The 23,229-nt window shown below is 34.1% G+C and carries 23 protein-coding genes and 1 tRNA gene; 13 read left to right on the top strand and 11 right to left on the bottom strand.

The window, feature by feature from the left end:
• Positions 1 to 5 precede the first annotated feature (5 nt).
• The 3 genes from G7034_RS09260 (at position 6) to paaZ (ending at position 4,293) form a co-directional block, all read left to right on the top strand.
• Positions 6 to 734 carry a tetratricopeptide repeat protein gene (locus G7034_RS09260; protein ID WP_166400681.1) on the top strand — a complete coding sequence of 243 codons (729 nt, stop codon included), beginning with the start codon at positions 6 to 8 and terminating at the stop codon, positions 732 to 734.
• Between the two features lie 120 nt (positions 735 to 854).
• Positions 855 to 1,595: a TerB family tellurite resistance protein gene (locus G7034_RS09255; RefSeq protein ID WP_166400680.1), complete on the top strand. Its 741-nt coding sequence runs from the start codon at positions 855 to 857 to the stop codon at positions 1,593 to 1,595.
• Positions 1,596 to 1,779: 184 nt separating this feature from the next.
• On the top strand, positions 1,780 to 4,293 hold the full coding sequence (gene paaZ, locus G7034_RS09250) for a phenylacetic acid degradation bifunctional protein PaaZ (RefSeq protein ID WP_166400679.1): 2,514 nt from the start codon (positions 1,780 to 1,782) through the stop codon (positions 4,291 to 4,293).
• Positions 4,294 to 4,354: 61 nt separating this feature from the next.
• Here paaZ and G7034_RS09245 read toward each other — a convergent pair whose 3' ends face one another.
• From G7034_RS09245 to G7034_RS09230, 4 genes are all read right to left on the bottom strand, one after another.
• Entirely contained in the window at positions 4,355 to 5,071 is a 717-nt protein-coding gene (locus G7034_RS09245; RefSeq protein WP_166400678.1) for a 3'-5' exonuclease, read from the bottom strand.
• 3 nt (positions 5,072 to 5,074) lie between these two features.
• A complete protein-coding gene (locus G7034_RS09240) occupies positions 5,075 to 6,229 on the bottom strand; it encodes a serine hydrolase domain-containing protein (protein WP_166400677.1) in 1,155 nt (384 codons plus the stop codon).
• 136 nt (positions 6,230 to 6,365) lie between these two features.
• Positions 6,366 to 6,845 carry a regulatory protein RecX gene (locus tag G7034_RS09235; RefSeq protein ID WP_166400676.1) on the bottom strand — a complete coding sequence of 160 codons (480 nt, stop codon included), beginning with the start codon at positions 6,843 to 6,845 and terminating at the stop codon, positions 6,366 to 6,368.
• 9 nt (positions 6,846 to 6,854) lie between these two features.
• Entirely contained in the window at positions 6,855 to 7,739 is an 885-nt protein-coding gene (locus tag G7034_RS09230) for a helix-turn-helix domain-containing protein (RefSeq protein ID WP_166400675.1), read from the bottom strand.
• Positions 7,740 to 7,929: 190 nt separating this feature from the next.
• Between G7034_RS09230 and hemA the strand changes: the two genes are divergently transcribed.
• Together hemA and G7034_RS09220 are read left to right on the top strand one after the other, a co-directional pair.
• On the top strand, positions 7,930 to 9,180 hold the full coding sequence (gene hemA, locus G7034_RS09225) for a glutamyl-tRNA reductase (protein ID WP_166400674.1): 1,251 nt from the start codon (positions 7,930 to 7,932) through the stop codon (positions 9,178 to 9,180).
• Between the two features lie 147 nt (positions 9,181 to 9,327).
• Positions 9,328 to 9,579 carry a type B 50S ribosomal protein L31 gene (locus G7034_RS09220; RefSeq protein WP_166400775.1) on the top strand — a complete coding sequence of 84 codons (252 nt, stop codon included), beginning with the start codon at positions 9,328 to 9,330 and terminating at the stop codon, positions 9,577 to 9,579.
• A gap of 102 nt (positions 9,580 to 9,681) precedes the next feature.
• On the opposite strand, the gene G7034_RS09215 is transcribed toward G7034_RS09220, so the two are convergent.
• Positions 9,682 to 10,185 carry an NAD(P)H-binding protein gene (locus tag G7034_RS09215; RefSeq protein WP_246166813.1) on the bottom strand — a complete coding sequence of 168 codons (504 nt, stop codon included), beginning with the start codon at positions 10,183 to 10,185 and terminating at the stop codon, positions 9,682 to 9,684.
• Between the two features lie 259 nt (positions 10,186 to 10,444).
• On the opposite strand from G7034_RS09215, the gene G7034_RS09210 reads away from it, so the two are divergent.
• Together G7034_RS09210 and G7034_RS09205 are read left to right on the top strand one after the other, a co-directional pair.
• Positions 10,445 to 10,807 carry a DoxX family protein gene (locus G7034_RS09210; protein ID WP_166400673.1) on the top strand — a complete coding sequence of 121 codons (363 nt, stop codon included), beginning with the start codon at positions 10,445 to 10,447 and terminating at the stop codon, positions 10,805 to 10,807.
• A gap of 76 nt (positions 10,808 to 10,883) precedes the next feature.
• Positions 10,884 to 12,344, top strand: coding sequence for an aminoacyl-histidine dipeptidase (locus G7034_RS09205; protein ID WP_166400672.1), 1,461 nt, complete (start codon positions 10,884 to 10,886; stop codon positions 12,342 to 12,344).
• A 79-nt stretch (positions 12,345 to 12,423) separates the two neighbouring features.
• On the opposite strand, the gene metK is transcribed toward G7034_RS09205, so the two are convergent.
• Positions 12,424 to 13,677, bottom strand: coding sequence for a methionine adenosyltransferase (gene metK, locus G7034_RS09200; protein WP_166400671.1), 1,254 nt, complete (start codon positions 13,675 to 13,677; stop codon positions 12,424 to 12,426).
• 410 nt (positions 13,678 to 14,087) lie between these two features.
• Here metK and gldB point away from each other — a divergent pair, with 410 nt between their 5' ends.
• The 4 genes from gldB to pcaF are packed head-to-tail and all read left to right on the top strand — an operon-like array spanning position 14,088 to position 16,980.
• Complete coding sequence (gldB, locus tag G7034_RS09195; RefSeq protein ID WP_166400670.1) at positions 14,088 to 15,053, top strand: gliding motility lipoprotein GldB; 966 nt, start codon at positions 14,088 to 14,090, stop codon at positions 15,051 to 15,053.
• Positions 15,053 to 15,388: a gliding motility protein GldC gene (gene gldC, locus G7034_RS09190; RefSeq protein WP_166400669.1), complete on the top strand. Its 336-nt coding sequence runs from the start codon at positions 15,053 to 15,055 to the stop codon at positions 15,386 to 15,388. Before gldB ends, gldC begins: the two co-directional genes overlap by 1 nt.
• Positions 15,389 to 15,760: a GTPase gene (locus G7034_RS09185; RefSeq protein ID WP_166400668.1), complete on the top strand. Its 372-nt coding sequence runs from the start codon at positions 15,389 to 15,391 to the stop codon at positions 15,758 to 15,760.
• A 17-nt stretch (positions 15,761 to 15,777) separates the two neighbouring features.
• A complete protein-coding gene (gene pcaF / locus G7034_RS09180) occupies positions 15,778 to 16,980 on the top strand; it encodes a 3-oxoadipyl-CoA thiolase (protein WP_166400667.1) in 1,203 nt (400 codons plus the stop codon).
• A 254-nt stretch (positions 16,981 to 17,234) separates the two neighbouring features.
• Here the strand turns inward: pcaF and folK are convergent, their stop codons facing one another.
• Complete coding sequence (gene folK / locus G7034_RS09175; protein ID WP_166400666.1) at positions 17,235 to 18,440, bottom strand: 2-amino-4-hydroxy-6-hydroxymethyldihydropteridine diphosphokinase; 1,206 nt, start codon at positions 18,438 to 18,440, stop codon at positions 17,235 to 17,237.
• Between the two features lie 81 nt (positions 18,441 to 18,521).
• Here folK and G7034_RS09170 point away from each other — a divergent pair, with 81 nt between their 5' ends.
• Complete coding sequence (locus G7034_RS09170; RefSeq protein WP_166400665.1) at positions 18,522 to 19,778, top strand: BaiN/RdsA family NAD(P)/FAD-dependent oxidoreductase; 1,257 nt, start codon at positions 18,522 to 18,524, stop codon at positions 19,776 to 19,778.
• 172 nt (positions 19,779 to 19,950) lie between these two features.
• On the opposite strand, the gene G7034_RS09165 is transcribed toward G7034_RS09170, so the two are convergent.
• From G7034_RS09165 to G7034_RS09150, 4 genes are all read right to left on the bottom strand, one after another.
• Positions 19,951 to 20,427, bottom strand: a complete 477-nt coding sequence (locus tag G7034_RS09165; protein ID WP_166400664.1) for a TspO/MBR family protein — start codon at positions 20,425 to 20,427, stop codon at positions 19,951 to 19,953.
• 79 nt (positions 20,428 to 20,506) lie between these two features.
• Positions 20,507 to 20,992, bottom strand: a complete 486-nt coding sequence (locus G7034_RS09160) for a hypothetical protein (protein ID WP_166400663.1) — start codon at positions 20,990 to 20,992, stop codon at positions 20,507 to 20,509.
• Positions 20,993 to 21,004: 12 nt separating this feature from the next.
• Positions 21,005 to 22,543 carry a M56 family metallopeptidase gene (locus G7034_RS09155; protein ID WP_166400662.1) on the bottom strand — a complete coding sequence of 513 codons (1,539 nt, stop codon included), beginning with the start codon at positions 22,541 to 22,543 and terminating at the stop codon, positions 21,005 to 21,007.
• The gene (locus G7034_RS09150) at positions 22,536 to 22,901 is read right to left on the bottom strand and encodes a BlaI/MecI/CopY family transcriptional regulator (protein WP_166400661.1); all 366 of its coding nucleotides are present in this window, start codon (positions 22,899 to 22,901) and stop codon (positions 22,536 to 22,538) included. Before G7034_RS09150 ends, G7034_RS09155 begins: the two co-directional genes overlap by 8 nt.
• A gap of 153 nt (positions 22,902 to 23,054) precedes the next feature.
• Here G7034_RS09150 and G7034_RS09145 point away from each other — a divergent pair.
• Positions 23,055 to 23,128, top strand: a tRNA-Ile gene (locus G7034_RS09145).
• Positions 23,129 to 23,229 lie beyond the last annotated feature (101 nt).

Here is a 23,229-nt window from a genome sequence, read left to right as displayed (position 1 = left end):
ACACAATGAAAATTATCAACTTCGTTTTGATTGTTTTTGTTTTTCATTGGGGAACTGCACAAGGGCTTCAAGAAGCTCAAGATTTCTACCAATCTGGAAATTCAGCAAAAGCTATTCAAACACTTGAGCAAATAGTAAAAGAAAATCCTAAAGATGAAAAAGCTCTGAGCTTAATGGGTAAAATATATGCCGAAAAAGAAAATTGGGAAAGGGCATCAACATATTATTCTGAACTAGTGAATATAGCTCCCTCCAACGCCGATTATAATTTTAAGTATGGAGGTGCCTTGGGGCTTTACGCAAAAACTCTAAATAAGTTTAAGGCAGTTTTTTTAGTTGAAGACGTAAAAAAGCATTTAAATAAAGCAGCAAGACTGGACCCTAATCACATTGAGGTAAGATGGGCTTTAGTGCAATTATATCTTGAGTTACCAAGCATAATTGGAGGTAGCATAGAAAAAGCGAGGTCTTACGCAAATGAACTTGAAGAGATAAGCCCGGTTGATGGAGCACTTACTAAAGGACTAATTGCTGAAGAAGAAAAAGATTTTAAAGCCGCAGAAAATTATTATAAAAAAGCAGTAAGCTTAAGAAAATCAACACTTACCTATCAGAAATTGGTAGATTTATACTTGAAAACCGACCAAACTCAAAAAGCTAAAAAAACAGCTGAAAAGGCTTATAAAACAACCAACGAAGACAATTTTTTAAAGAAGGTAAATCATATAAATTAAGTGCTAATTTTTTTGTGTAATCTAGTAAGTTATTTAGCTGTAATTTTATCGGTTAACTAAATACAAAATGTCCTAGCATAATTTAAAGCTTGTTATATATTTGCACCAATAATTATTTTTATGTTTAAATGGATTTGTGCCATCATTGGATTTGGGTTTAGAGGCTTCCTTGGAGCCCTTGTTGGCTTTTTTATTGGTTCGGTTTTAGATACTTTTTTTAAATCACAAATACGAATTAACACCGGAGGAAATGCCAATCCTTTTGGAGGTCAAAGTGTAACCCCTAAAGATTTTGAGTTAAATTTACTTTCACTAGCTTCCTTAGTTATTAAGTCTGATGGAAAAGTAAAACAATCTGAGTTAGATTTTGTAAGGAAATACTTTGTTCAATCCTACGGAAAAGAAAGAGCTAATGCCACTTTTAGAACTTTTAATGAAGTAGTTAAAAACCGAGAAATTTCAGCAGAAAAAATATGTGATTTCATTCGTCCAAGGCTAAGATACGAAGTTCGTTTACAAGTCCTACATTTCTTATTTAACATTGCAAATTCTGATGGGCACGTCTCTACAGCAGAAGAACAAACGCTCTTACAAATTGCCAATCACCTCAATATTGGAAGAAATGATTATGAAAGCATAAAAGCTATGTTCTTTAAATCGGCAGACGATGCATACAAAATTCTTGAAATTGAATCTTCAGCTTCTAATGATGAGGTAAAGAAGGCTTATAGGAAAATGGCCAAAAAATACCATCCAGATAAATTACAGCACATGGATGAAGCCTACCAAAAAGGCGCTCAAGAAAAATTCAACAAGGTGCAGGATGCTTATGAGCGAATTCAGAAAGAACGTGGCTTGTAATTTCAATTTACCTATATTTTGAAGCATAGCAAGTATTCTTCAGAGGTTTTCAATTCCTTTAAGATTCAATAAAGACCAAGTAGGTCTTGCTCAAATGCCAACTAATTTTACTTATATTTGAATTTCTTATATAAACATTCAAACGATTTCGCTTCAGGTGATTTCAGTTAAAATAATGAACACTATGCAACAAACAACACAAAGTTATATTCAAGGCAATTGGACCCAAGGAAAAGGCGAAGGACACCCCATTTTTGATTCGGTAACGGGTGAACATTTTACTAATGTAAACGTAGAAGGCTTTGATATTCCTGAAGTTTTAGCTTACGGAAGAGAAAAGGCTAATGCCCTTCGTAAAATGACATTTCAAGAGCGTGGTAATATGCTTAAATCGCTAGCTTTTTACCTTCAAAAAAAGAAAAAACATTTTTATGAAATTAGCTACCGCACAGGAGCTACAAAAATTGATTCTTGGTTTGATATTGACGGAGGTTTTGGGAATTTATTTGCCAATGCTTCATTGAGAAAACTCTTTCCTAATCAGCCCTTTGATGTAGAGGGAGAGCCCATCGATTTGTCGCGTGGCGGTAAATTTATGGCCCATCATATTTTGGTCCCCAAAGAAGGAGTTGCTGTACATATTAATGCCTTTAATTTCCCCGTTTGGGGAATGCTAGAAAAATGTGCGGTTAATTGGATGGCCGGTGTTCCAGCCGTAGTTTTACCCGCTCCACAATCGGCTTACCTTACGGAAGCTGTAGTTAAAGAAATTATTGCTTCTGGAATTTTACCAGAAGGTGCATTACAGCTCATTAGCGGAACCGCCAAAACTATTTTAGATTCTGTTGAATCGCAAGATATAGTTACGTTTACTGGTTCGGCTTCTACAGGAAGACTGCTTAAAGTTCATCCTCGTTTAACTCAAGAAGCCGTGCCATTTACTATGGAAGCCGATTCATTAAATGCCTCTATTCTAGGTGAAGATGCTGTCCCTGGTACTCCTGAATTTAAATTGTTTATTCGAGAAGTAAAAAATGAAATGACTATTAAATGCGGACAGAAATGTACCGCAATTAGAAGAATTTTAGTGCCCGAACACCTGATGGAGGATGTGCAAATTGCTTTAGGAAAAGCTCTGGATAAAACTAGCCTAGGTGACCCACGTTTAAAAGAAGTACGAATGGGTGCCTTAATTGATAAAAAGCAAGTAGAGGACGTTAAGCAAAAAGTGAGTGAAATTACTAAAACAGCCCAACTTGTTTACGGCGATTTTGAGCCTGCTGAAGCGGTTGGCGCGAATTTTAAAAAGGGTGCTTTTATAAAACCAATTTTACTAAGAGAAGACGAGCCTTTTAAGAATGAAGCGGCTCATGTTACTGAAGCATTTGGTCCCGTAAGTACGCTTATGCCCTACAAAAACCTTGATGAAGCCGTTGCCCTTGCTAAAAAAGGAAGAGGCTCTTTGGTAAGTTCAATCTTTACCAATGATAATTCAATAGCTCGTGAATATACTATAAACGCTGCTTCTCATCACGGAAGAATACTATCAGTAAATAGAGAATCAGCCAAACAAAGCACTGGCCACGGGTCACCTTTACCTACCTTGGTTCATGGCGGGCCTGGCCGTGCTGGTGGAGGTGAAGAAATGGGTGGTAAACGAGGAATTAAACATTACATGCAACGATGCGCTATTCAAGGCAGTCCAACAACCTTAACCGAAATTACTGGGATTTATCAGGCTAAAGCCGATTATAAGCCAGCTGAAAAACATCCTTTTGCTTATCATTGGGATGAAATTAAGCCAGGAATGTCATTGCAAACCCATAACCGAACCTTAACCGATACCGATATCATCAACTTCGGAAATTTAACTTGGGATCACTTTTATGCACATACGGATATTACTTCGTTAGAAGGAAGTATTTTTGAACAACGTACAGCTCACGGTTATTTCATTATTTCGGCTGCGGCTGGTTTATTTGTATATCCAAATAAAGGTCCTGTTGCGGCTAACTATGGTTTAGAAGAAATACGATTTTTAAGGCCTTTATACCACAATGATACAATTAATGTTCGCCTTACTTGTAAGGAAAAAGTTGATCGCGACCAAAAAGGGAAAGAATTGCCAAGTGGAATTGTAAAGTGGTATGTAGAAGTGTTTGATGTTGAGGCTGTTGAAGAAGAAGATAAATTAGTGGCTATTGCTACTATTTTGACCATGGTACAGAAAAAACAAACTACTTTTCATGAGATAGATCTAAACTTCTTACAACAAAAAATAAGCGCTTTAACTGAAGATGCTAAAGCTAATTGGGGAATAATGACACCCCAGCACATGGTAGAACATTTGGAAATGGGACTACGCATTGCTACAGGTGAAATTTCAGATTTTGAAGTGGCTACACCTCAAGAATACCTGGAAAAAGTACAGGAAACACTTTATAATTATGAAAAAATGCCACATAATTATAAAATGCCATTACTGAAAGAAAATGACTTAGAAGAATTAAAACACAATGACTTAGCCAAGGCTAAAGAAAATTTTTATGAGGCCTATGAGGCTTTTGAAAAATTCTTCAGAGAACACCCAGAAACTACTACAAAAAATGTTGTTTTTGGAGAATTGACTTATTTTGAATGGAAATTATTGAACAGAAAACACTTTAATCACCACTTTGAGCAATTTGGATTGATTTAAGTCGCTTAATTGATATCAATTTTTCAACTAAGCCTCAAGTTTTCTTGAAGCTTAGTTGATTTTATCCCACCACTTTAATCTCGTCTTCTTCTAACAATTCTTCTTGTCGGTAACGCAAGAAAATTTGAGCAATGGCCACTACATCTTTTTCACAATAAGTAATAATCCGGTCAATATTTTTTTCTTGGTAAAATACTTTAGCTACTTCACTTCCATCAATATCATCTTTGGGAGAAGGGACGTGTAAAATTTCTGTAAGTAATTTTAAAGAAGTATAATGTTTATAATCGCCAAACTTCCACATTTCTAAGGTATCTAAATGTGGAATTTCCCAAGGTTTCTTTCCAAATAATTGCAATTTATTAGGCAAAGCAATTCCTAAAATAATCATTCTTCTAGCTATGTAAGGAAAATCAAATTCTTTTCCATTATGCGCGCAGAGTAGGTGATAGGGATGATAAAAGTGTGATTCTAGAAGCTGTTTAAATTCGATTAGTAAATCTTTTTCTTCTCCGTGAAAAGTTTTTAGGCGTAGTTGTCGTTCTGTTCCATTTAGTCTAAAATAGCCTACAGAAATACAAACAATTTTTCCAAATTCAGCCCAAATTCCAGCACGTTCGTAAAACTCTTCTGGCGTAAAATCCTCCTTTCTTTGATAAGCTGTTTTATCGGCAAATAGTTGTTGTTTTAATGGGCTTAAATCGGTGTAATTTTCTGCTTCTGGAACGGTTTCAATATCCAGAAATAAAATGTGTTCAAGATTGATTTTTTCTAACATGGATTAATTTTTTGAGTTCAACATTTGGTAGGCTTCTTCCATATAAATGTACATGTCTTTAGGGAAGTTATTGATTTTTTCCTGACTTCTCTGGTGGCCTAATCTTGTAATGATTAGGTCGTCTTCAGGAATAGTAATTACGTATTGCCCTAGAATACCACGCATGATAAAGCTTTGTTTGCCAAGGTGGTTACTCAGCCAAAATCCGTAGCCGTATTCCGGAGAATCTTCAAATTTAGCTTGGGTAGAAAGAGCTGTGAATTTTGAATTAAGTAGTTGTTTTCCATTCCATTGCCCTTGATTTTTGTAGAGCATTCCAATTTTACTAAAATCCCTGGCATTGGAAGAAATGCAGCAATAGGTTTTTTCCATTCCGCTATCTAATCCATCAAGTTGCCACAAAGCATGATTTTCCATTCCTAGAGGTTTCCAAAATGAACTACTTAAATAATTGGAAAGCGGTTGATTGACGGCTTTTTCAATGAGCATTCCTAAAAGTTGAGTATTTCCACTTAAATACTTAAAGGATTGGTTAGGCGCTTCAGTGACTTCTAGGCTTAAAATTAAATCGCGAATATGGTTGTCGTAATAAGCTTGTGCTGTCATGGAAAAAGGCGAATAATAATCTTCATCCCAGTTTAATCCCGAGGACATGGAGGCTAAATCACCTACGCTAAGTTCTTTAGCATATTCCCCTTTTAAATCTGGAAAAAAATCGATTACCTTTTGGTTTAAACCTTTTATAAAACCGTCTTCTATGGCTTTTCCTAAGAGCATAGATGTTATGCTTTTAGCCATTGAAAACGAATTAGTTTGACTAGTAGGTCCATAGTCTTGATGATAATTTTCATACCATATTTCATCGTCTTTAATAATGAGAAAAGCTATTGTTCCTAAAGTTTGATTAATACTGTCTAATCGTTTTGTACTTGAAGTTTGATTGTAGTGAGGATGCTTAGTTAGTGGTTGAGGGGTTGCATTGTCAATGACGCGATTATCAAAATACTTATGATCATCGATAAAAGCTGTAGAATGTCCTGTCATATAAACCACTCTTACGCCTTTCAAAATATATTCGTAACCTGTTGCATATAGCCCCAAAAGTGTAATGGCAATAAAAATGAAAATACCCCATAAAACTTTTCTTAGTTTGCTCATTTTTCCAGATTTAGTAGAAGTTGCTAAGTTAGTAATTTCTATAATGATTAGTTTTAAAAGAGAATTTTTTAATGATGAACATTTTTTTTAGCAGTAAATTCAAGTTGAATGTTATTCTTCAAATAATTTATTTTTTTTACTTCAATTCATTCAAACATTCGTAAATTAGTTCACTTTCATAGCCTTTTTGATAGAGGTAAGATTGAATTTTTTGTTTGTTTTTTAGAGTTATTTGACCTTCAAGTTGTTTTAATTTTTTTTCAGCTAATGATAAACAAGTTTTAAAGTAATCACTTGGTTTAATTTCATCCATGCACAAAATAATCAAACTTTGAGGAATACGTTTTAATCTTAGCTGTTGATTAATTTTAGTTTTACCCCAGTTTTTGGAATAAAACTTTCCTCTGATAAAACTTCTTGTGAATCGTTCTTCGTTTAAAAAGCCTTCTTGCATTAAAAAAATAATGATTTCTTCCTGAGCAGCCGGAATCATCCGCATTTCATTGAGTTTTTTTTCAACTTCAAAATGGCAACGGTCTTGGTAAGTGCAGTATTTAGCCAGTCTTAATTTGGCTTCATCTAGAGTGTATGATTTATTTTTTTTGGAATAATCCATAGATGTATTTTAATCCTGAATGTATTTTTTTGGAGTGGTACCAAACTTCTTTTTAAAGGCTGCTATAAAATGGCTTGACGTGCTATAGCCTACTGCTAAACCAACTTCGTTTACATTGTGTTTGCCACGCTCCAATAACTTCCTTGCATAGTCCATCTTGTAATCCAAAAGAAAAGAATAAGCAGTGTCACCGTAAATTTCTTTAAAGCCTTCTTTTAGTTTTTTTAAACTTAAGCCAACCTCTTCGGCTAGTTCATTTAAGCTTGGCGGACTTACCATGCGCTGAATAATAATTTCCTTAGCTAATTTAATTCGCTTCACATTGTCTTCATCATCTAAAAAAGGACATTGTTCAATATCGGCCTCTTCTGGTCGATTAAAAAACAGACCTAATAATTCATATGCCTTTCCTTTTAAATAAATTTCTTTGACTGAAGCATGCATATTATAATTTAGAATCTGACTTAAAACAACAGCCATTGCTGGAGAAATTTCACCTTGTTTGTAGTATTTTTTATCGCGATTTTCATCGGTAAGGAAGTCGATATATGATGCCTCCCTAGAAAATAATTGGTGTAATTTTTTAATTGAAACCAAAACACTTACCATCCAAGAATCTTGATAAACCTCTAAGTTGATAGGTAAACCTTTTTCTGGATTGTATAACAATAAGGATTGGTCTTCTAAAATATCTATGGCATAACGTCCTTGGTTAAAATTGAATTTTACTTTGCCTTTTACACAGAAATGAAATTGAATGTAGTTTTCATTTATAGGGTGGGTAAAACATTGATTATCTGATGAATTATTTTTAATATGCAATAAGGTAAAGTCTTCATTAACTTCAAAAAGTTGCTCTGAACTTATAGCGACATTTTTTGCTTGAGGTGTCATAATTTTACTTTATTTTATTTAGAATCATTCTAATTAGTTGTTTCGTTAAGCCTTACTATAAGGCAAATCTAGGGCAAATAGATGATATTTATCACAAATTCAAAGAAAAACCTTTTTTCAACACAAAAAGAACTTTGAGCGTTATTTTAAAATAAGCTTATGATTTATTTTTGCGTCAAAATTATAATACATGCAAATGTATCAAGTATCAAATTTTAAAAGTTTCTTTGCCGTAGGTTTGAGCTACGAAAAGGCCGATGCATTTGTACGCGGAAAGTTTAGCTTAAGTTTAGCGCAACGAAATGCCTTATTAGAAGATGCCAAAACTAAGGGCTTAGATGCAGTGGTGGTAACTTCTACCTGTAACCGTACCGAGTTGTACGGTTTTTGTGATGAAGTGAGCACATTAATTGATTTGCTTTGTGCACACAGCTTGGGTAATAAAGAAACTTTTAAAGAAGTGGGGTACATCTATAAAGATGATTTAGCTATTGCCCACATGTTTAGAGTAGGCGGAGGCTTGGATAGTCAGATATTGGGTGATTTTGAGATTATTTCTCAAATGAAATCTGCTTTTATCCTTTCTAAAAAGCGCGAAATGTCTAATGCTTTTTTAGAACGACTTTTTAATTCGGTAATTCAAACAAGTAGAAGAATTAAAAATGAAACCGCACTTTCATCTGGAGCAACATCGGTTTCTTTTGCTTCAGTTCAATATATTATGGATAAAATCGATTTTTCTACCACCAAAAATATCTTATTATTTGGAACAGGGAAAATTGGAAGAAATACTTGTGAAAACTTAGTGAAGCACACTCACAATAAAAATATTACTTTAATTAATAGAACCAAAGATAAAGCTGAAGAAGTAGCCGGTAAATTTAATTTAGAAGTTAAAGATTTTTCTGAACTTCAAGCCGAAATCAGAAAATCTGATATACTTATTGTTGCTACAGGTGCTCAGCATCCTACAATTACTAAAGAATTAATTCACACCAAAAAAGCTTTACTTATTTTAGATTTATCGATACCTAAAAATGTAAATGATAACGTGAATGAATTAACTAATGTGAATTTATTACACATGGATCATCTGTCTAAGTTGACTGATGAAACACTTTCTAAAAGAAAAGCCTATATTCCTCAAGCGGAAACTATAATTGATGAGGTTAAAGCTGAATTTTATGAATGGTTAGATACGCGTAAGTTTGCCCCCACCATTAAAGCCTTGAAAGAAAAATTTGAATTATTTAAAGATGAAGAATTAGATTATCAGTCTAAAAAATTTGAAGCTTTTAATGAAGAACAAGCCAAGTTGATTTCAGATCGAATCATTCACAAAATCACGCGTAGTTTTGCCTCACACTTAAGAAGCGCTAATGGTTCTACCGATGATACTGTGGCTTTATTAAATAAAGTATTTGAGCTTGAAAACCAATAAGTTGTTTGTTTTCAATTCAATTTCTACTGTTTTACTAGATGAATTTATTGAAAGTTGAAACTTCATTAAAAATAGTTGAAATTAAATTTGTTAGATAAATAAGATTGATTAAATTTGCACACTGAATTTTTAAAGAATAGAAAAGAGATGAAAGCAGGCATACACCCAGAGAATTATAGATTAGTAGCATTTAAAGATATGTCAAACAATGAGATATTTTTGACTAAATCTACAGCTGAGGCAAAAGAAACTATAGATGTTGATGGTGTTGAATACCCATTGATTAAGCTAGAAATTTCTAGAACTTCACATCCTTTTTACACAGGTAAAAAGAAATTGGTAGATACCGCTGGACGTATCGATAAATTTAAGAATAAGTATTCTAAATTTAAAAAATAAAATCGCTTTTACATAGTATATACCAAAGCCCTTTTTTCAAAGGGCTTTTTGTTATTGAATAAATGTTAGAAACAGCGTTTTTAATAGCATCGTTCCCTTCAATTACTTCAAAAGATTTTTTATTAGCAGCACATCATCAGTTAAACATTCAATTGGAATATGAGCTACGTCAGTTCGTGAAATAGAACCGTAATCACTTAATTGTTTAGCCATTTTGACCTTACCTGAAGCTTTTTCATTAGTTAATCCCTCAGGCTGAACAATACTGAAACTAAGTTTACTTTTTCTTAAATACTCATCAGCTTCTTTTTTAGCTCTAATGTAATGTTCTAAGTCGCCTGCTTTTTCGGGTTGATAGGTTCCAATACTGCTTAGCATAACAAACTTTTTGAGCTTGTTTTTTTCAGCATAATTCACCGCTCTCTTAGCTCCTTCTTGGTCAACACTTGTTGTTTTTTCTGGGCCAGTTTTGCTTCCCGATCCTGCTGCAAAAATAACTTTGTCGATGCAGTTAAAACAGTTACTAAAATCCTGTTCTAAATCGCCTATACAGGTTTCAACTCCAAGTTTGTTAAAAAATTCAGTCTGTTCTACTTTTCTAATCATGGCTATTGCTTAGTATTTTTTTGAATTAGCTAGTATTTTACTAACTATTCTTCCCGTTGTGCCGTTGGCTCCAATAATCATTACTTTTTCCATTTTTAATTTTTTATTTAATATGAGTATTAGTTTTTGATTAACCTTATATAAAGGGTTAAAAAATGGGTAAATCTTTATTTATTTGGATTTTTGAATTTTGATTTATTAATTGTTTTTTAAATGATTAGTTTTTCAGTTAGTCATGGTTATATTTGAAAGAAAAACTATGGAGTACTTAAAAATCATTATTCAGGTAATTGTTGCTGCAACTATTTTCAATGTTTGGTTGTTCAGATTTAATAAATCCACTCCCTTTCGAGGCGCAGATGCTCCGAGTATGAAAAAAGAATTTGAAGTTTATGGCTTAAATGAAACCATGATGTATTTAGTAGGAGGTCTAAAGTTGCTATTCGCTATAGGACTAATAGCAGGAATTTTTCTCCCTAGTATTGTCGAAATTTCAGCTGCAGGTATTGGCTTTTTAATGCTTGGTGCAATTGGAATGCACATAAAAGTAAAGGACGAGCCTAAAAAGTCATTTCCAGCCTTTACAATGTTAATTTTATCACTTGCTATATTAGTAATTTGATTTTATACTCCAATATATTTCTTAATTCTCAATTTTTCCTTTTTATCTTTCTTATTTTTGTGAAAATTTGAATTTTATGAATGAAGATATTAGAACTATTGAACCAAAGGCCGTCTGGAAGAATTTTGCCGACTTGAATGAAGTGCCACGGCCTTCCAAAAAAGAAGAGCGTGTGATTGCTTTTATGCTCGATTTTGGAAAAAAACTTGGACTTCCAACTCAAAAGGACGCTATTGGAAATGTGGTGATTACCAAACCTGCTTCTAAAGGAATGGAGAACCGAAAAAGCATTGTTTTGCAATCGCATTTGGATATGGTTCATCAAAAAAATAACGATACAGAATTCAATTTTGAAACCCAAGGAATAGATATGTATATTGATGGCGATTGGGTTCGTGCAAAAGGAACTACTCTAGGTGCTGATAATGGCCTTGGCGTTGCTACTATTATGGCTATTTTGGAAAGTGAAGATATTGCACATCCGCCTATTGAAGCCTTGTTTACTATTGACGAAGAAACGGGAATGACAGGAGCCAAAGAATTAGATCCAACTATTCTAAAAGGCGAAATTCTTTTAAACTTAGATACAGAAGAAGATGATGAAATAGGAATAGGCTGTGCCGGCGGTGTTGACTTATCGGCCATAAGAACTTATAAACAAGAACCTGTGCCAAGTCAAGTTGAGGCTTTTGAAATCAAAATTAAATCACTGCAAGGCGGGCATTCGGGTATGGATATCATTAAAGGATTAGCTAATGCAAACAAACTATTAAATCGTTTGTTGTTTGATTCTTACACTAACTTTGGACTTCGAATTGCCCATCTTTTTGGTGGTGGATTAAGAAATGCCATCCCTAGAGAAAGTCAGGCTGTAGTAGTGGTAGATCAACTACACAAAGCAGTTTTTCTAGAAGAAATGAAAATCTTGATTGACGAAATTAAACAAGAGTATAAAAGTATAGAGCCACACATGGAAATTACCATACAGCCTTCAAAAATGCCAGAAATGGTCATGGATATTGGCGTACAAGAAGGTTTTTTGAAAGCAGTTTATGCCGCTCATAATGGCGTTTATAGAATGAGTCCAGATATTGACGGCTTAGTAGAAACTTCAAATAATATAGCTAGAATTGAAGTCAAAGGCGGCACAGCCGAAGTACATTGCTTAACCAGGTCTTCTGTAGAATCTAATAAAATTGATCTAGCTAATAGTTTGCGCTCAAGTTTTGAATTGGCTGGTTTTGAAGTTGAATTAACCGGTGATTATCCAGGTTGGGCTCCTAATCCAGATTCAAGCATACTGAAGGTTTTAGATAAGATTTATCAAAATCAAAATGGCGAAAAAGCCAATATTGCTGCTTGTCATGCTGGTTTAGAATGTGGAATTTTAGGAAGTCACTATCCTGAAATGGATATGATTTCATTTGGCCCTACAATTCGTGGAGCACACTCGCCAGACGAAAGAGCAAGCATTTCATCTATGCAGAAGTTTTGGAAGTTTACCAAAGAAGTACTTCAGCAGATTCCAAAGAAATAGATAAGTCAGATTTTTTCTTAATAAAAAGTGCTTCAATTTTGGTTGAAGCACTTTTTATTTTTAACTTGTAGATGCTTTACTATATTTCGAAAGCCTCTTTCAGCTTATCTACGTAGTCTAATTTTTCCCAAGTAAACAATTCAACCTCTTTAGTAACTTCACCAGAATAATTTGATTTGTAAACTTTTCTTTCTTTTCTGTAGGGGCGTCCCATGTGGCCGTAAGCTGCTGTTTCACGATAGATAGGGTTTCTAAGCTTTAATCTATTTTCAATACCAGCAGGGGTTAAATCAAAAATTGCTTCTAATTTTTTAGCAATTTCGCCATCCATTAAATCAACTTTTGCGGTTCCGTAAGTTTCTACGTTAAGCGATACAGGCTCTTTTACTCCAATAGCATAAGAAACTTGCACTAAAGCTTCATCAGCAATTCCTGCAGCCACTAAGTTCTTGGCAATATGTCTTGTAGCATAAGCTGCTGAACGATCTACTTTACTCGGGTCTTTTCCAGAAAAAGCACCACCTCCGTGAGCGCCTTTCCCACCATAGGTGTCAACTATAATTTTTCGACCCGTCAGGCCCGCATCTCCATGAGGTCCGCCAATCACAAATTTTCCAGTAGGATTGACGTGATATGTGATTTCAGAATCAAATAGTTGCTGTACTTCTTCATTAAAGTAAGTCTTTACTCTTGGAATCAATATGTTTTTGACATCTTGAGCTATTTGATTAAGCATTTTATCATCTTCGTCAAATTCATCATGCTGAGTAGAAACTACAATGGTATTTATTTTTTGAGGCACGTTGTCATCACTATATTCAATAGTTACTTGCGCTTTGGCATCAGGTCTTAAGTAAGTGATTTCAGTATGCTCTCTTCTTAATTTTGCCAATTCAATCATAATGCGATGAGAAATGGCTAGAGCAAGCGGCATATAATTATCGGTTTCATTGGTGGCGTAACCAAACATCATTCCTTGGTCGCCTGCGCCTTGCTCTTCTTTCGCTTTTTTATCAACACCTTGGTTAATTTCGGGAGATTGTTCATGAATGAGGGAAATCACCCCACATGAATCACCGCTAAATCGGTATTCACCTTTGGTATAACCAATATCATTAATCACATCTCTAGCTACTTGTTGTACATCAATATAGGTGTTGCTTTTTACTTCACCCGCTAAAACTACTTGACCTGTGGTTACAAGTGTTTCACAAGCTACTTTAGAATCTTCATCAAAGGCTAAAAAATAGTCTAGTAAAGCATCACTAATTTGATCTGCTATTTTATCGGGATGACCTTCAGAAACACTTTCTGAGGTAAATAAATAAGGCATATTTTTACAATTTTAATTCAACTAAAAAGAAGACTGGAGGCATTCCAAAAATGAAGAAGCTGCTTTAGCATTTTTAGAGGTTGCAATCAGTCAAATCTTTCCTCGCAGCAAAGATAAACATTTTGATTGATTCTAAATAGGCTTAACAGAAGTTTAGTTCATCTTCTCACTCATGCTAAATGAACCATCAAATGAAGCTGTTTAGTTGCTTTATTTTTCTTTGTCTATAAAAATGAATAATCAAACCTGATAAGGAATTACTCTAATAAAAAAAAATCATACAATTTCGCAAGTTAGTTAGTCGCTTAAAAATATATTTGATTTTTTCTAAAGCCTTAACTTCTTAATACTTCTTAAAACCCAATAAATCAACTCATTTTAAATCATTAGCTTTGCAAGAAAATTTTTTTATGTATTCAAAGTATAGGCTTTGCTGCTTGATTTTAATGTTATTTTTTTCGGCTTGTCAAAAAGAAGACCAAGTTGCTCAAGAAATTGCGGCTATCCCCGTTGAAATAGAAATCAATCGCTTTGACCAAGAATTTGCTTCCGCCACGCCTTCAAACCTTATTCAACTGAAAAACAATTACCCCATGCTTTTTTCTGAAGAGGTGCCCAATGAAGCTTATATTGAAAAAATGAAAGATACGCTTCAAGCAGAAATTAATACAGAAGTAAGTAAAGCATTCCCTTCCTTTGAAAACGAACAAGCCGAATTAGAAAAATTATTTCAGCATTTAAAGTATTATTTTCCTCAAATTCCTACACCTAAAATTATCACCTTAGCTGAAGAAGTGGACTACAGAAATAAAGTGATTTTAAATGAAGATATACTTTTGGTTTCCTTAGATAATTACCTGGGAGAGGAGCATCACTTTTATGAAGGTTTTGCTAGTTATTTAGCTAGGTTACAAACTCCTGACTATTTAATTTCTGATGTAGCTCAAGTGTATGCTGAAAAATTAGTACCAAGAAGCACCTCAAGAAAATTCTTGTCCACCATGGTGCATCACGGAAAAATCCTATACATTAAAAGTTTATTACAGCGCTTTCAGGAACCTCATTTTGCCTTTGATTATACCACAGCTGAATTGGATTGGGCGTATGCCAATGAAGCACAAATCTGGAAATATTTTGTAGAAAAATCTTTATTATACAGTTCAGACCAAAAACTGAAAGAACGCTTTATAAATATTGGCCCTTATTCTAAGTTTTACTTGGAATTAGACAATGAAAGTCCACCGCGACTTGGTCAATTTATTGGCTACCGAATTGTAGAAGCATTTATGGATAAAAATGAAATTAGCCTGGAAGAAATGCTAACTTTAGAAGCTGAAGAAATATACAATAAATCAAATTACAAACCCAGAAAATAATGAGTTCAAAAAAATCAACCATACAAGTCAACGTAGAAACCGATGAAAATAACATCCCAGAAAACTTAACTTGGTCTGCCCAAGATGGTGGGGTTGAAAACGAAGAAGCTAAAGCAGTCATGCTTTCGCTTTGGGATCACCACAACCAAGAAACACTTAGAATTGATCTTTGGACAAAAGATATGCCCATGGATGAAATGAAAAAGTTTTTTCATCAGACCTTGGTAACCATGAGTGATACCTACTACCGTGCCACCAATGATGAAAAAATGACGGAAACTATGAAGGATTTTTGCGATTATTTTGCTGAAAAATTAGACCTTAAAAAAGAGTAAATGACACAGTCCTTGATTTTTGTTTACAACGCTAACAGTGATTCAAAAAATCAATGCTTAGATTTTGCCCACAAAATCCTGAAGCCTTCTACTTACGATTGTAATTTGTGTGCACTTACGTATGGAAAATTGACCGAGAAAAGAAGCTGGAGAAAATTCAAAAAAAATACTTCTATTGAAATGAAATTTCTTCATAAAGATGAATTTGAAAAACAATTTTCTTCAAAATTTTTACCGAAGTACAATTTTCCAATCATTTTTTACCAAAATCATTACGACTTAGAAACTTTGCTCAGTAATCAACAGATTAATAAATTTCAAGATACACAAGAATTAATAACAGCAATCTCAAAGCGATTGGCTTTAGATTGAATATAATACTATAGAAAATGGATGCATATATAATAGACGGAATTAGAACACCAATTGGAAATTACAAAGGAACTTTATCACCCGTAAGAGCTGATGATTTAGGCGCTTTAGTAATTCAGGAGTTGGCCAATAAAAACCCAGTGATACCAAAAGATGCTTATGATGATGTTATCATGGGTTGTGCTAATCAGGCAGGCGAAGACAATAGAAACGTAGCAAGAATGGCCTCATTATTGGCGGGTTTGCCACATAGTGTTCCTGGAGAAACCGTAAACCGACTTTGTGCAAGTGGGCTTTCGGCCATTATTCACGCCAATAGAGCCATTAAAGCTGGAGATGGCGATTTGTTTATTGCGGGTGGGGTTGAGCACATGACGCGCGGACCTTACGCCATAGCCAAGCCATCATCAGCTTATGGAAATGATGCTAAAATGTACGATACAAGCTTTGGATGGCGATTTGTCAATCCAAAAATGCATGAAATGTATGGTACTGATGGAATGGGAAGAACAGCTGAAAATTTAGTTGAAATTCACAATATTTCAAGAGAAGATCAGGATGCTTTTGCCTATCACTCACAAATGAAAGCAACCAAAGCACAAGAAAATGGGAGGCTTGCTAAAGAAATTATTTCCGTTAGTATTCCACAGCGAAAAAAAGACCCTATCATTTTTTCTAAAGATGAATTTGTAAAACCAAACACTCAATTAGAAATTTTAGCTAAACTAAGACCTGCATTCAAAAAAGAAGGGAGTGTTACTGCGGGAAATTCTTCAGGCTTAAACGATGGTGCTGCCGCTACTTTAATTGCTTCAGAAAAGGCAGTTAAAGATTATGGGCTAAAGCCTATGGCTAAAATCATTAGTTCTGCGGTAGTAGGTGTAGAACCACGAATTATGGGTATTGGCCCTGTTGAAGCTTCGAATAAAGCCTTAGCTAAAGCAGGATTGACCATGAACGATATGGATATAATCGAGCTAAATGAAGCATTTGCCGCACAATCTTTAGCCTGTATAAGAGCTTGGGGACTAAAAGACGATGACCCAAGAATTAACCCTAATGGAGGCGCTATTGCTATGGGTCATCCACTTGGAGTTACTGGTGCAAGAATTGCTTATTCCGCTGCATTAGAATTACAACTCACCCAAAAAAAATACGCCTTAGTTACACTTTGCATCGGCGTTGGCCAAGGATACGCTGCCGTTATTGAACGTGTTTAATCTAGTTTTTAGTCATGCTGAGCACAGGGAAGTCCTGAAAGGGTAACGATTAGTGATGGTGATAGAAGGAATTTAAAAAGTATTCATAGAATTGAATGGCCTGTTATCATTTTCGGTAACAGGTTTATATTAAAAGGCCTAAGTTTTTTATAGCCCCTTTCGCTCTAAACTTTTTACACTCAGTCTCACAGCCGCAAAGCTTTAAAAAACGTACAGGGTCAAATTAAAATTTATAATTCAGAATTTATAATTTGCTAGAAGCCAGCTATTTCTTCAAGTAGATGGAGGTAGTCTTTACGGTTTTCAACAAAGTCTAATTCAGAAATATCTATAATTTTCACCTTTAAAAACTGCTGATTTTTAATGAAATTTAAATAGCCTTTGTTGAGGTTTTCAAGGTATTCAGGTTGAATTTCTTGTTCGTAACCACGACCGCGTTTTTTGATATTACTCAGCAATCGTTCGGTGTTTTGGTAGAGGTAAATGTAGGCATCAGGTTTAGGTAATTCTTTGTACATGATATCAAAAACCTTCTTGTACAATCGGTATTCATCTTCACCTAAAGTAACTTGTGCAAAAATTAAGGACTTGTAGAAGTCGTAGTCGGCAACAGCAAATTCAGAAAATAATTCAAATTGCGAAATATCATCTAAGAGTTGTTGGTGTCTGTCGGCTAAAAAAGACATTTCTAGCGGAAAGGCATAACGACTTTGATCTTTGTAAAACTTGGGTAAAAAGGGATTATCTTTAAAGCGTTCGGGAATAAATTTGGCATTGTAATCATGCGCAATACAACTCGCTAAACTGGTTTTTCCAGCCCCAATATTCCCTTCAATAGCTAAGTATTGGTATTGAATAATAGGCAGTTGAGGGATTTTTAATTTTAGGTCATCTACTATTTTAATAGATGGAGAAGTAAACTTATTAAAGTATTCTATTATTCGATTCCCTAATTTAGGATGGCTAAACTTTGGTGCAATATCTTTCAGCGGAGCTAAAACAAAATCACGCTCGGTTAGTTTAGGATGAGGTACAATTAATGATTGGCTTTGGTGGCTTTCATGCCCATAAAATAAAATGTCTAAATCAATACTTCGGTTGGAGTACTCGCCATTGGGCAATCTTGTTCTCCCTAATTCAAGCTCAATTTCAAGTAGTTCTTTCAGGCATCTTTCAGCAGAAAAAATCGTTTCAATTTCAATACATGCATTTAAAAAAGGACTTCCTTCAAAGCCCCAAGCTGGTGTTTCATAGACTTGAGACACCTGAGTTATCAGACCAATTTTTTGATAAATTTGATCAATTGCTTCCTGAAGATGATGCCATCGATCTCCTAAATTACTTCCTAATGAAATGAATACTTTTGTGTATTTACTCAAGGCGTTTTGTTGTTTGCTGAAAACTAAATTTGAAAGCCCAAAAATAAAAAGTAATTCTTGAGGGACTAGTTTTTTTGGCATGTTTTTTTATTTCTGTGCTTTTTTTAGGTTTCGTAAAGTATTTTCAATAAACTCACTTACTTTTGCATTAAAATAGAAGGTTTGAAAAATACATACGATGCGGTTTTTGTTGGAGGAGGAGCAGCTGGTTTTTTTGCAGCTATTCAGTTAGCAGAACAGCAGCCCAATGCTAAGATTTTGATTTTAGAAAAAACTCAACATGTACTTCAAAAAGTTAAAATTTCTGGAGGTGGGCGCTGTAATGTAACCCATGCGGTTTTTGAACCGAAGTCTTTAGCTCAAAATTACCCCAGGGGAAACAAAGAACTTTTAGGTCCTTTTCATCAATTTATGACTGGCGACATGATGGCTTGGTTAGAAGAAAATGAGATTGCTACCAAAATTGAAAATGACGGAAGGGTATTTCCAGTATCTGATCAATCGCAAACAATTATTGATTGCTTTCTCCATTTATGTAAAAAACACCAAATTGAAATTCTTACTTCTACCGCCTTCACCGATTTCAACTTTGATGAAGCTACGCAGCTTTGGAATATAATGACCACCGATGATAGGCTTCTTGCCAAACATTTAATTTTAGCTACAGGAAGCAGTCCTAAGGTATGGAAGTTTTTATCTACCAAAGGAATTGAGGTTGTTTCTCCCGTACCTTCATTATTTACTTTCGATTTTAAAGATGCATCAAGGATTAAGCAATTGGCGGGAATTAGCACAGAAGCAAGTGTAAAAGTAACGGCTAACAATAAAAATGTAAATGCTTCAGAATTAAAACAATTAACCTCTGAAGGTCCTTTGTTAATTACTCACTGGGGGATGTCAGGTCCCTGTATATTGAAGCTATCTGCGTGGGGTGCAAGAACACTTTTTAAACTCAATTATCAATTTGATTTACATGTTAACTGGACAAAATCTAAAAATGAAGAGGAAGTTTTTGAAGCCTTGATTCAGTTGAAAAATACTGAAAAACAAAAGCAAATAGGAAATTTATATACTTTTGACTTGCCCAAGCGTTTATGGAAATTTCTATTGGAAGAATTGGGTATAGATGAATCTACGAAAGCGCAAGACTTAACCCATAAGCAATTGAGAAAATTTGCTGCTCAACTCACCAATACCGCGTATGAAATTAATGGTAAAAGTACATTTAAAGAAGAGTTTGTAACTGCTGGGGGCGTTGATTTAAAGCAAATTGATTTTAAAGATTTTTCAGTAAAAAACTATAAAAACCTTTATATGCTTGGTGAAATGCTAAATATAGATGCAGTAACTGGAGGCTTTAATTTTCAAAATGCGTGGACAGGCGGTTTTGTTGTAGCTCAAGGTATAGCAGCAAGTTGAATACCAATTTAACCATCAAATGACGCTATTTAGCTCATTCATTTTTCCATATACTTCCTTGTTCACAATTTCCGTCCCGTACGTACGGGATGCAAATTATTCACAGCGTTATATATGAAAAAAGCAATTTCACTCTCTTAACGACATTTAATAGTCAAATTGGTATAAATAGTTAATTCAATTGCCAGATTTCAAAATTTAAAAGGCTAGCAAAGAGTACCCAAAAAAGGTAGGGGAATAACAAATAGGCTGCAATTCGGTTTACTTTTAAAAATGAAATTATTGTCATTATAATCATAAAAAGTAAGCCCAATATAATCATTAACGCGCCAAAAATTTCTTGGTTTCCAAAAAAGACTACAGACCAACTTAAATTTAGCATCAGCTGGAATAAGTAAATGCCCAGTGCTTTTTTAACCTTTGCCTGCTTGAGTCCAGCTTTCCAAACTAAGCCAGCAGCAATGCCCATTAAGATGTAGAGTAGTGTCCAAGCTGGGCCAAACACCCAATTAGGAGGATTAAAACTTGGTTTATTCAATTCAACATACCAATTGCCCACACTAATTTGTGTGGCATAACCCCCTATGCCAGCAACCACAAAACACAATAATAAGCTGATGCCAATTTTAATTCCGGTGTTGCGTTTCATTATTTAAATTTGTGTTCAAAAGTAAAGAAAAAGATTAGTTTTCAAAAGCTTAGTATTTTATTATTCAACACCAGCTTTTTTAATAAAAAACTACAAATACTTTAAAAGGCACATGATAAACCAGATTGATCAATTTTCCATCATAAACACCTGCTTTCTTTATTGCAGGTAAGCTTTCAAAAAAAGCTTCTAGGTAAGTTTCGGTTTTAGGGAATTGTGTTTCAATGTTTTTTACCCGCCATTTTTTGTCGTAGCTTAAGATTACACTAACCTTAAAATCCAGCGCCATTCCTGTACCCTTTAATTCCTGCCATTCGTCTTCAGGTAAGATGTTTTTAAAAGAAGCATTAACAATTTTGTTTAAGCTATTATAGCTTATATTTTTTTGTACATGCTGATTAATTTTTAATGAAATACATTCTTTTGCTTCCTGGTATGAAGAGTGGTTTTTGCAATCAACAATTTCAGGATATTGATCAAATTTTTCATTTACCAAACTTGCTTTTTGTGCAGACAAACCAAAGCTAAGATGAAATATCAAAAGGAAAAAAGATGAGTTTTTCATATAAACGATGGCTTATTTTTCTATTCCTTTTTTCTTTTTGTCTGGAATTTGATAAACAATAGGTAAATTATACGATATACTAACCGCTTTGTCTTTATGCTTAGCAGGTTGCATATTTGGTAATTTGCTTATTACACGCTTACCTTCTTCGGTGAGTTCTGGCTTTTCAGACCGGGCTTTAATATCAACTACCTTTCCTTCAGTATTAACGATGAAAGAAACATAAATTCGATTATTACCTACTTGAGAGTAAGCTTTTACTGATTTAGTGTTGAACTCATTCCTTACGTGTTCTGTAATCTTTTGTTGCATGCAAGCTTTTAGTTCATCTTGTGATGAAAAGTTTTCACAACCTGGAAATACAGGTACTTCCTCAACATTAGCAAAAGAAATCGTATCATTAGAAGCTTTGAACGATAAATAATCAGCATATTTTAACTTATTTAGGCTAATGTTCATTTCGAATTGATCTGATTTATTAGATTGAAATTTCAACCATGCTTTTCGCATTTTAAATTCTTCTTCGCTTAATTGATGATTCTTAAACTGATTCACTTTTTGTGCAAATTGAGTTAGTTGCACTTCCTTACCCGTTTCATTCCATACTTCAAGTTGGTTAAGGTAGATTTCTTCCTTGTTTTCTGTTTCAATAGTACTTTTGTTGAGCGCAAAACTACCTCCAGAAATCAGGAGTAGAAGTAGCGGAATTAAAGCTAAATAATGAAATCCATTTCTTTTTTGTTGGGTGTTTTTTAGTAACATAATTCTAGTTTTTATGAGTGGTTTATTAAAGGTATTTATAAATGTAATTGATTGGCAATGCATTGTTTTTTGAAGTAAAAGTAGGGCGTAGGCCTGAGTAGATTGATTTTCAATTTTTTTATCGGCTTGAATCTCGTGTACTGCTTTAAGCTCTCTCTGTAACCAAATGAAAAGCGGATTGAACCAAAATATTATTTTTAAGATTTCAAGCAAGAGTAAATCAAAACTATGTTTTAAATTCCGATGTTCTTTTTCGTGAATATAGATGAGTTCTTTTTCCTGAGGAGTAAGTTTGTTGCCCATAAAAATCCAATTAAAAAAGTTGAAAGCATCATGGGTGTTTTTTAGTTCAAAGTACACCTGGTTTCCAATCCACTTCTGGGTTGATTGCTTTTTGATTTTTAGGACAGTTTTCAACTTTCTAATGAATAAGAAAAAGGAAAAACTTACCCCCGTTAAATACAGTAAAATGCTAAGATTACTTGTGTTCCATGAAAAAACAGGAGATTTTGTTGGAAGAGAAGCTATTTCAGTATTCATAAATAATTCAATTTCCTCAAGTTGAATCTTAGGCTCATTTATTGAAGTTGATGATTCTTTGGCAATTTCTAAAGGATTCCATTGAAGTTGCATTACAAGAAGCGGAAGCAACAAAGAAAGTATAGTTGTACTTAACAGAATCATGCGATTAAGATTTGCTTTAACCGGCAAATGTATAAGCCTATAGCTAAGCAGCAATACCCCTTGAAATGCGAAAACCAAAACTAAGTAGGTGAAGATGTTATTCATTTTGATCTTTTTTAAGTTCTTTCAAAATTTGTTCTAAGTCGCTTATATTGATATCATTTTTCTTGGTAAAAAATGAAAACATCGATTTTAGGTTACCATCAAAATAATTATTTAAAAGATTATTCATACTGGCTTTAGAATATTCATCCTTACTTACTAGTGGAAAGTAAATATGTCCACGCCCTTGTTTTTTATAATCCACAAATTTCTTTTGTTCTAAAATCCGAATAATAGTAGAAACCGTGTTATAGGCAGGTTTAGGTTTAGGCATTTGTTCAATAATTTCAGCAACTTTAGCTTCATCAAGTTGCCATAAATACTGCATTACTTCTTCTTCTGCTTTGGTTAATTCTTTCATAGTTTTCTTATTTACAGAGGCAAATATAACTAAATTTTTAGTTTAAACTAATTTTTTAGTTGAAATATTTTTTATTTTTTGAATATTTTGCTTTTCATTTGGTGAAAAGGGAAGTAATCTCTATTTTTGCCGTCCGAAGTGTTGAAACACACTGGTCCTATAACTCAGTTGGTTAGAGTATCTGACTCATAATCAGAAAGTCCCTGGTTCGAGCCCAGGTGGGACCACAAATCGAAACCCAATTACTTGATTTTTAAGTAGTTGGGTTTTTTGTTTTGAAGGTAATTGGGCGAGAAGTTTACCCTGAGCGCGCAGCAGTCGAAGGGAG

The organism is Psychroflexus maritimus (assembly GCF_011089875.1).
GTDB classification, from domain to species: Bacteria; Bacteroidota; Bacteroidia; order Flavobacteriales; family Flavobacteriaceae; genus Psychroflexus; species Psychroflexus maritimus.
The sequence above is the reverse complement of the archived record's forward strand: the minus strand, read 5'-3'. Positions and strand labels throughout refer to the sequence as shown.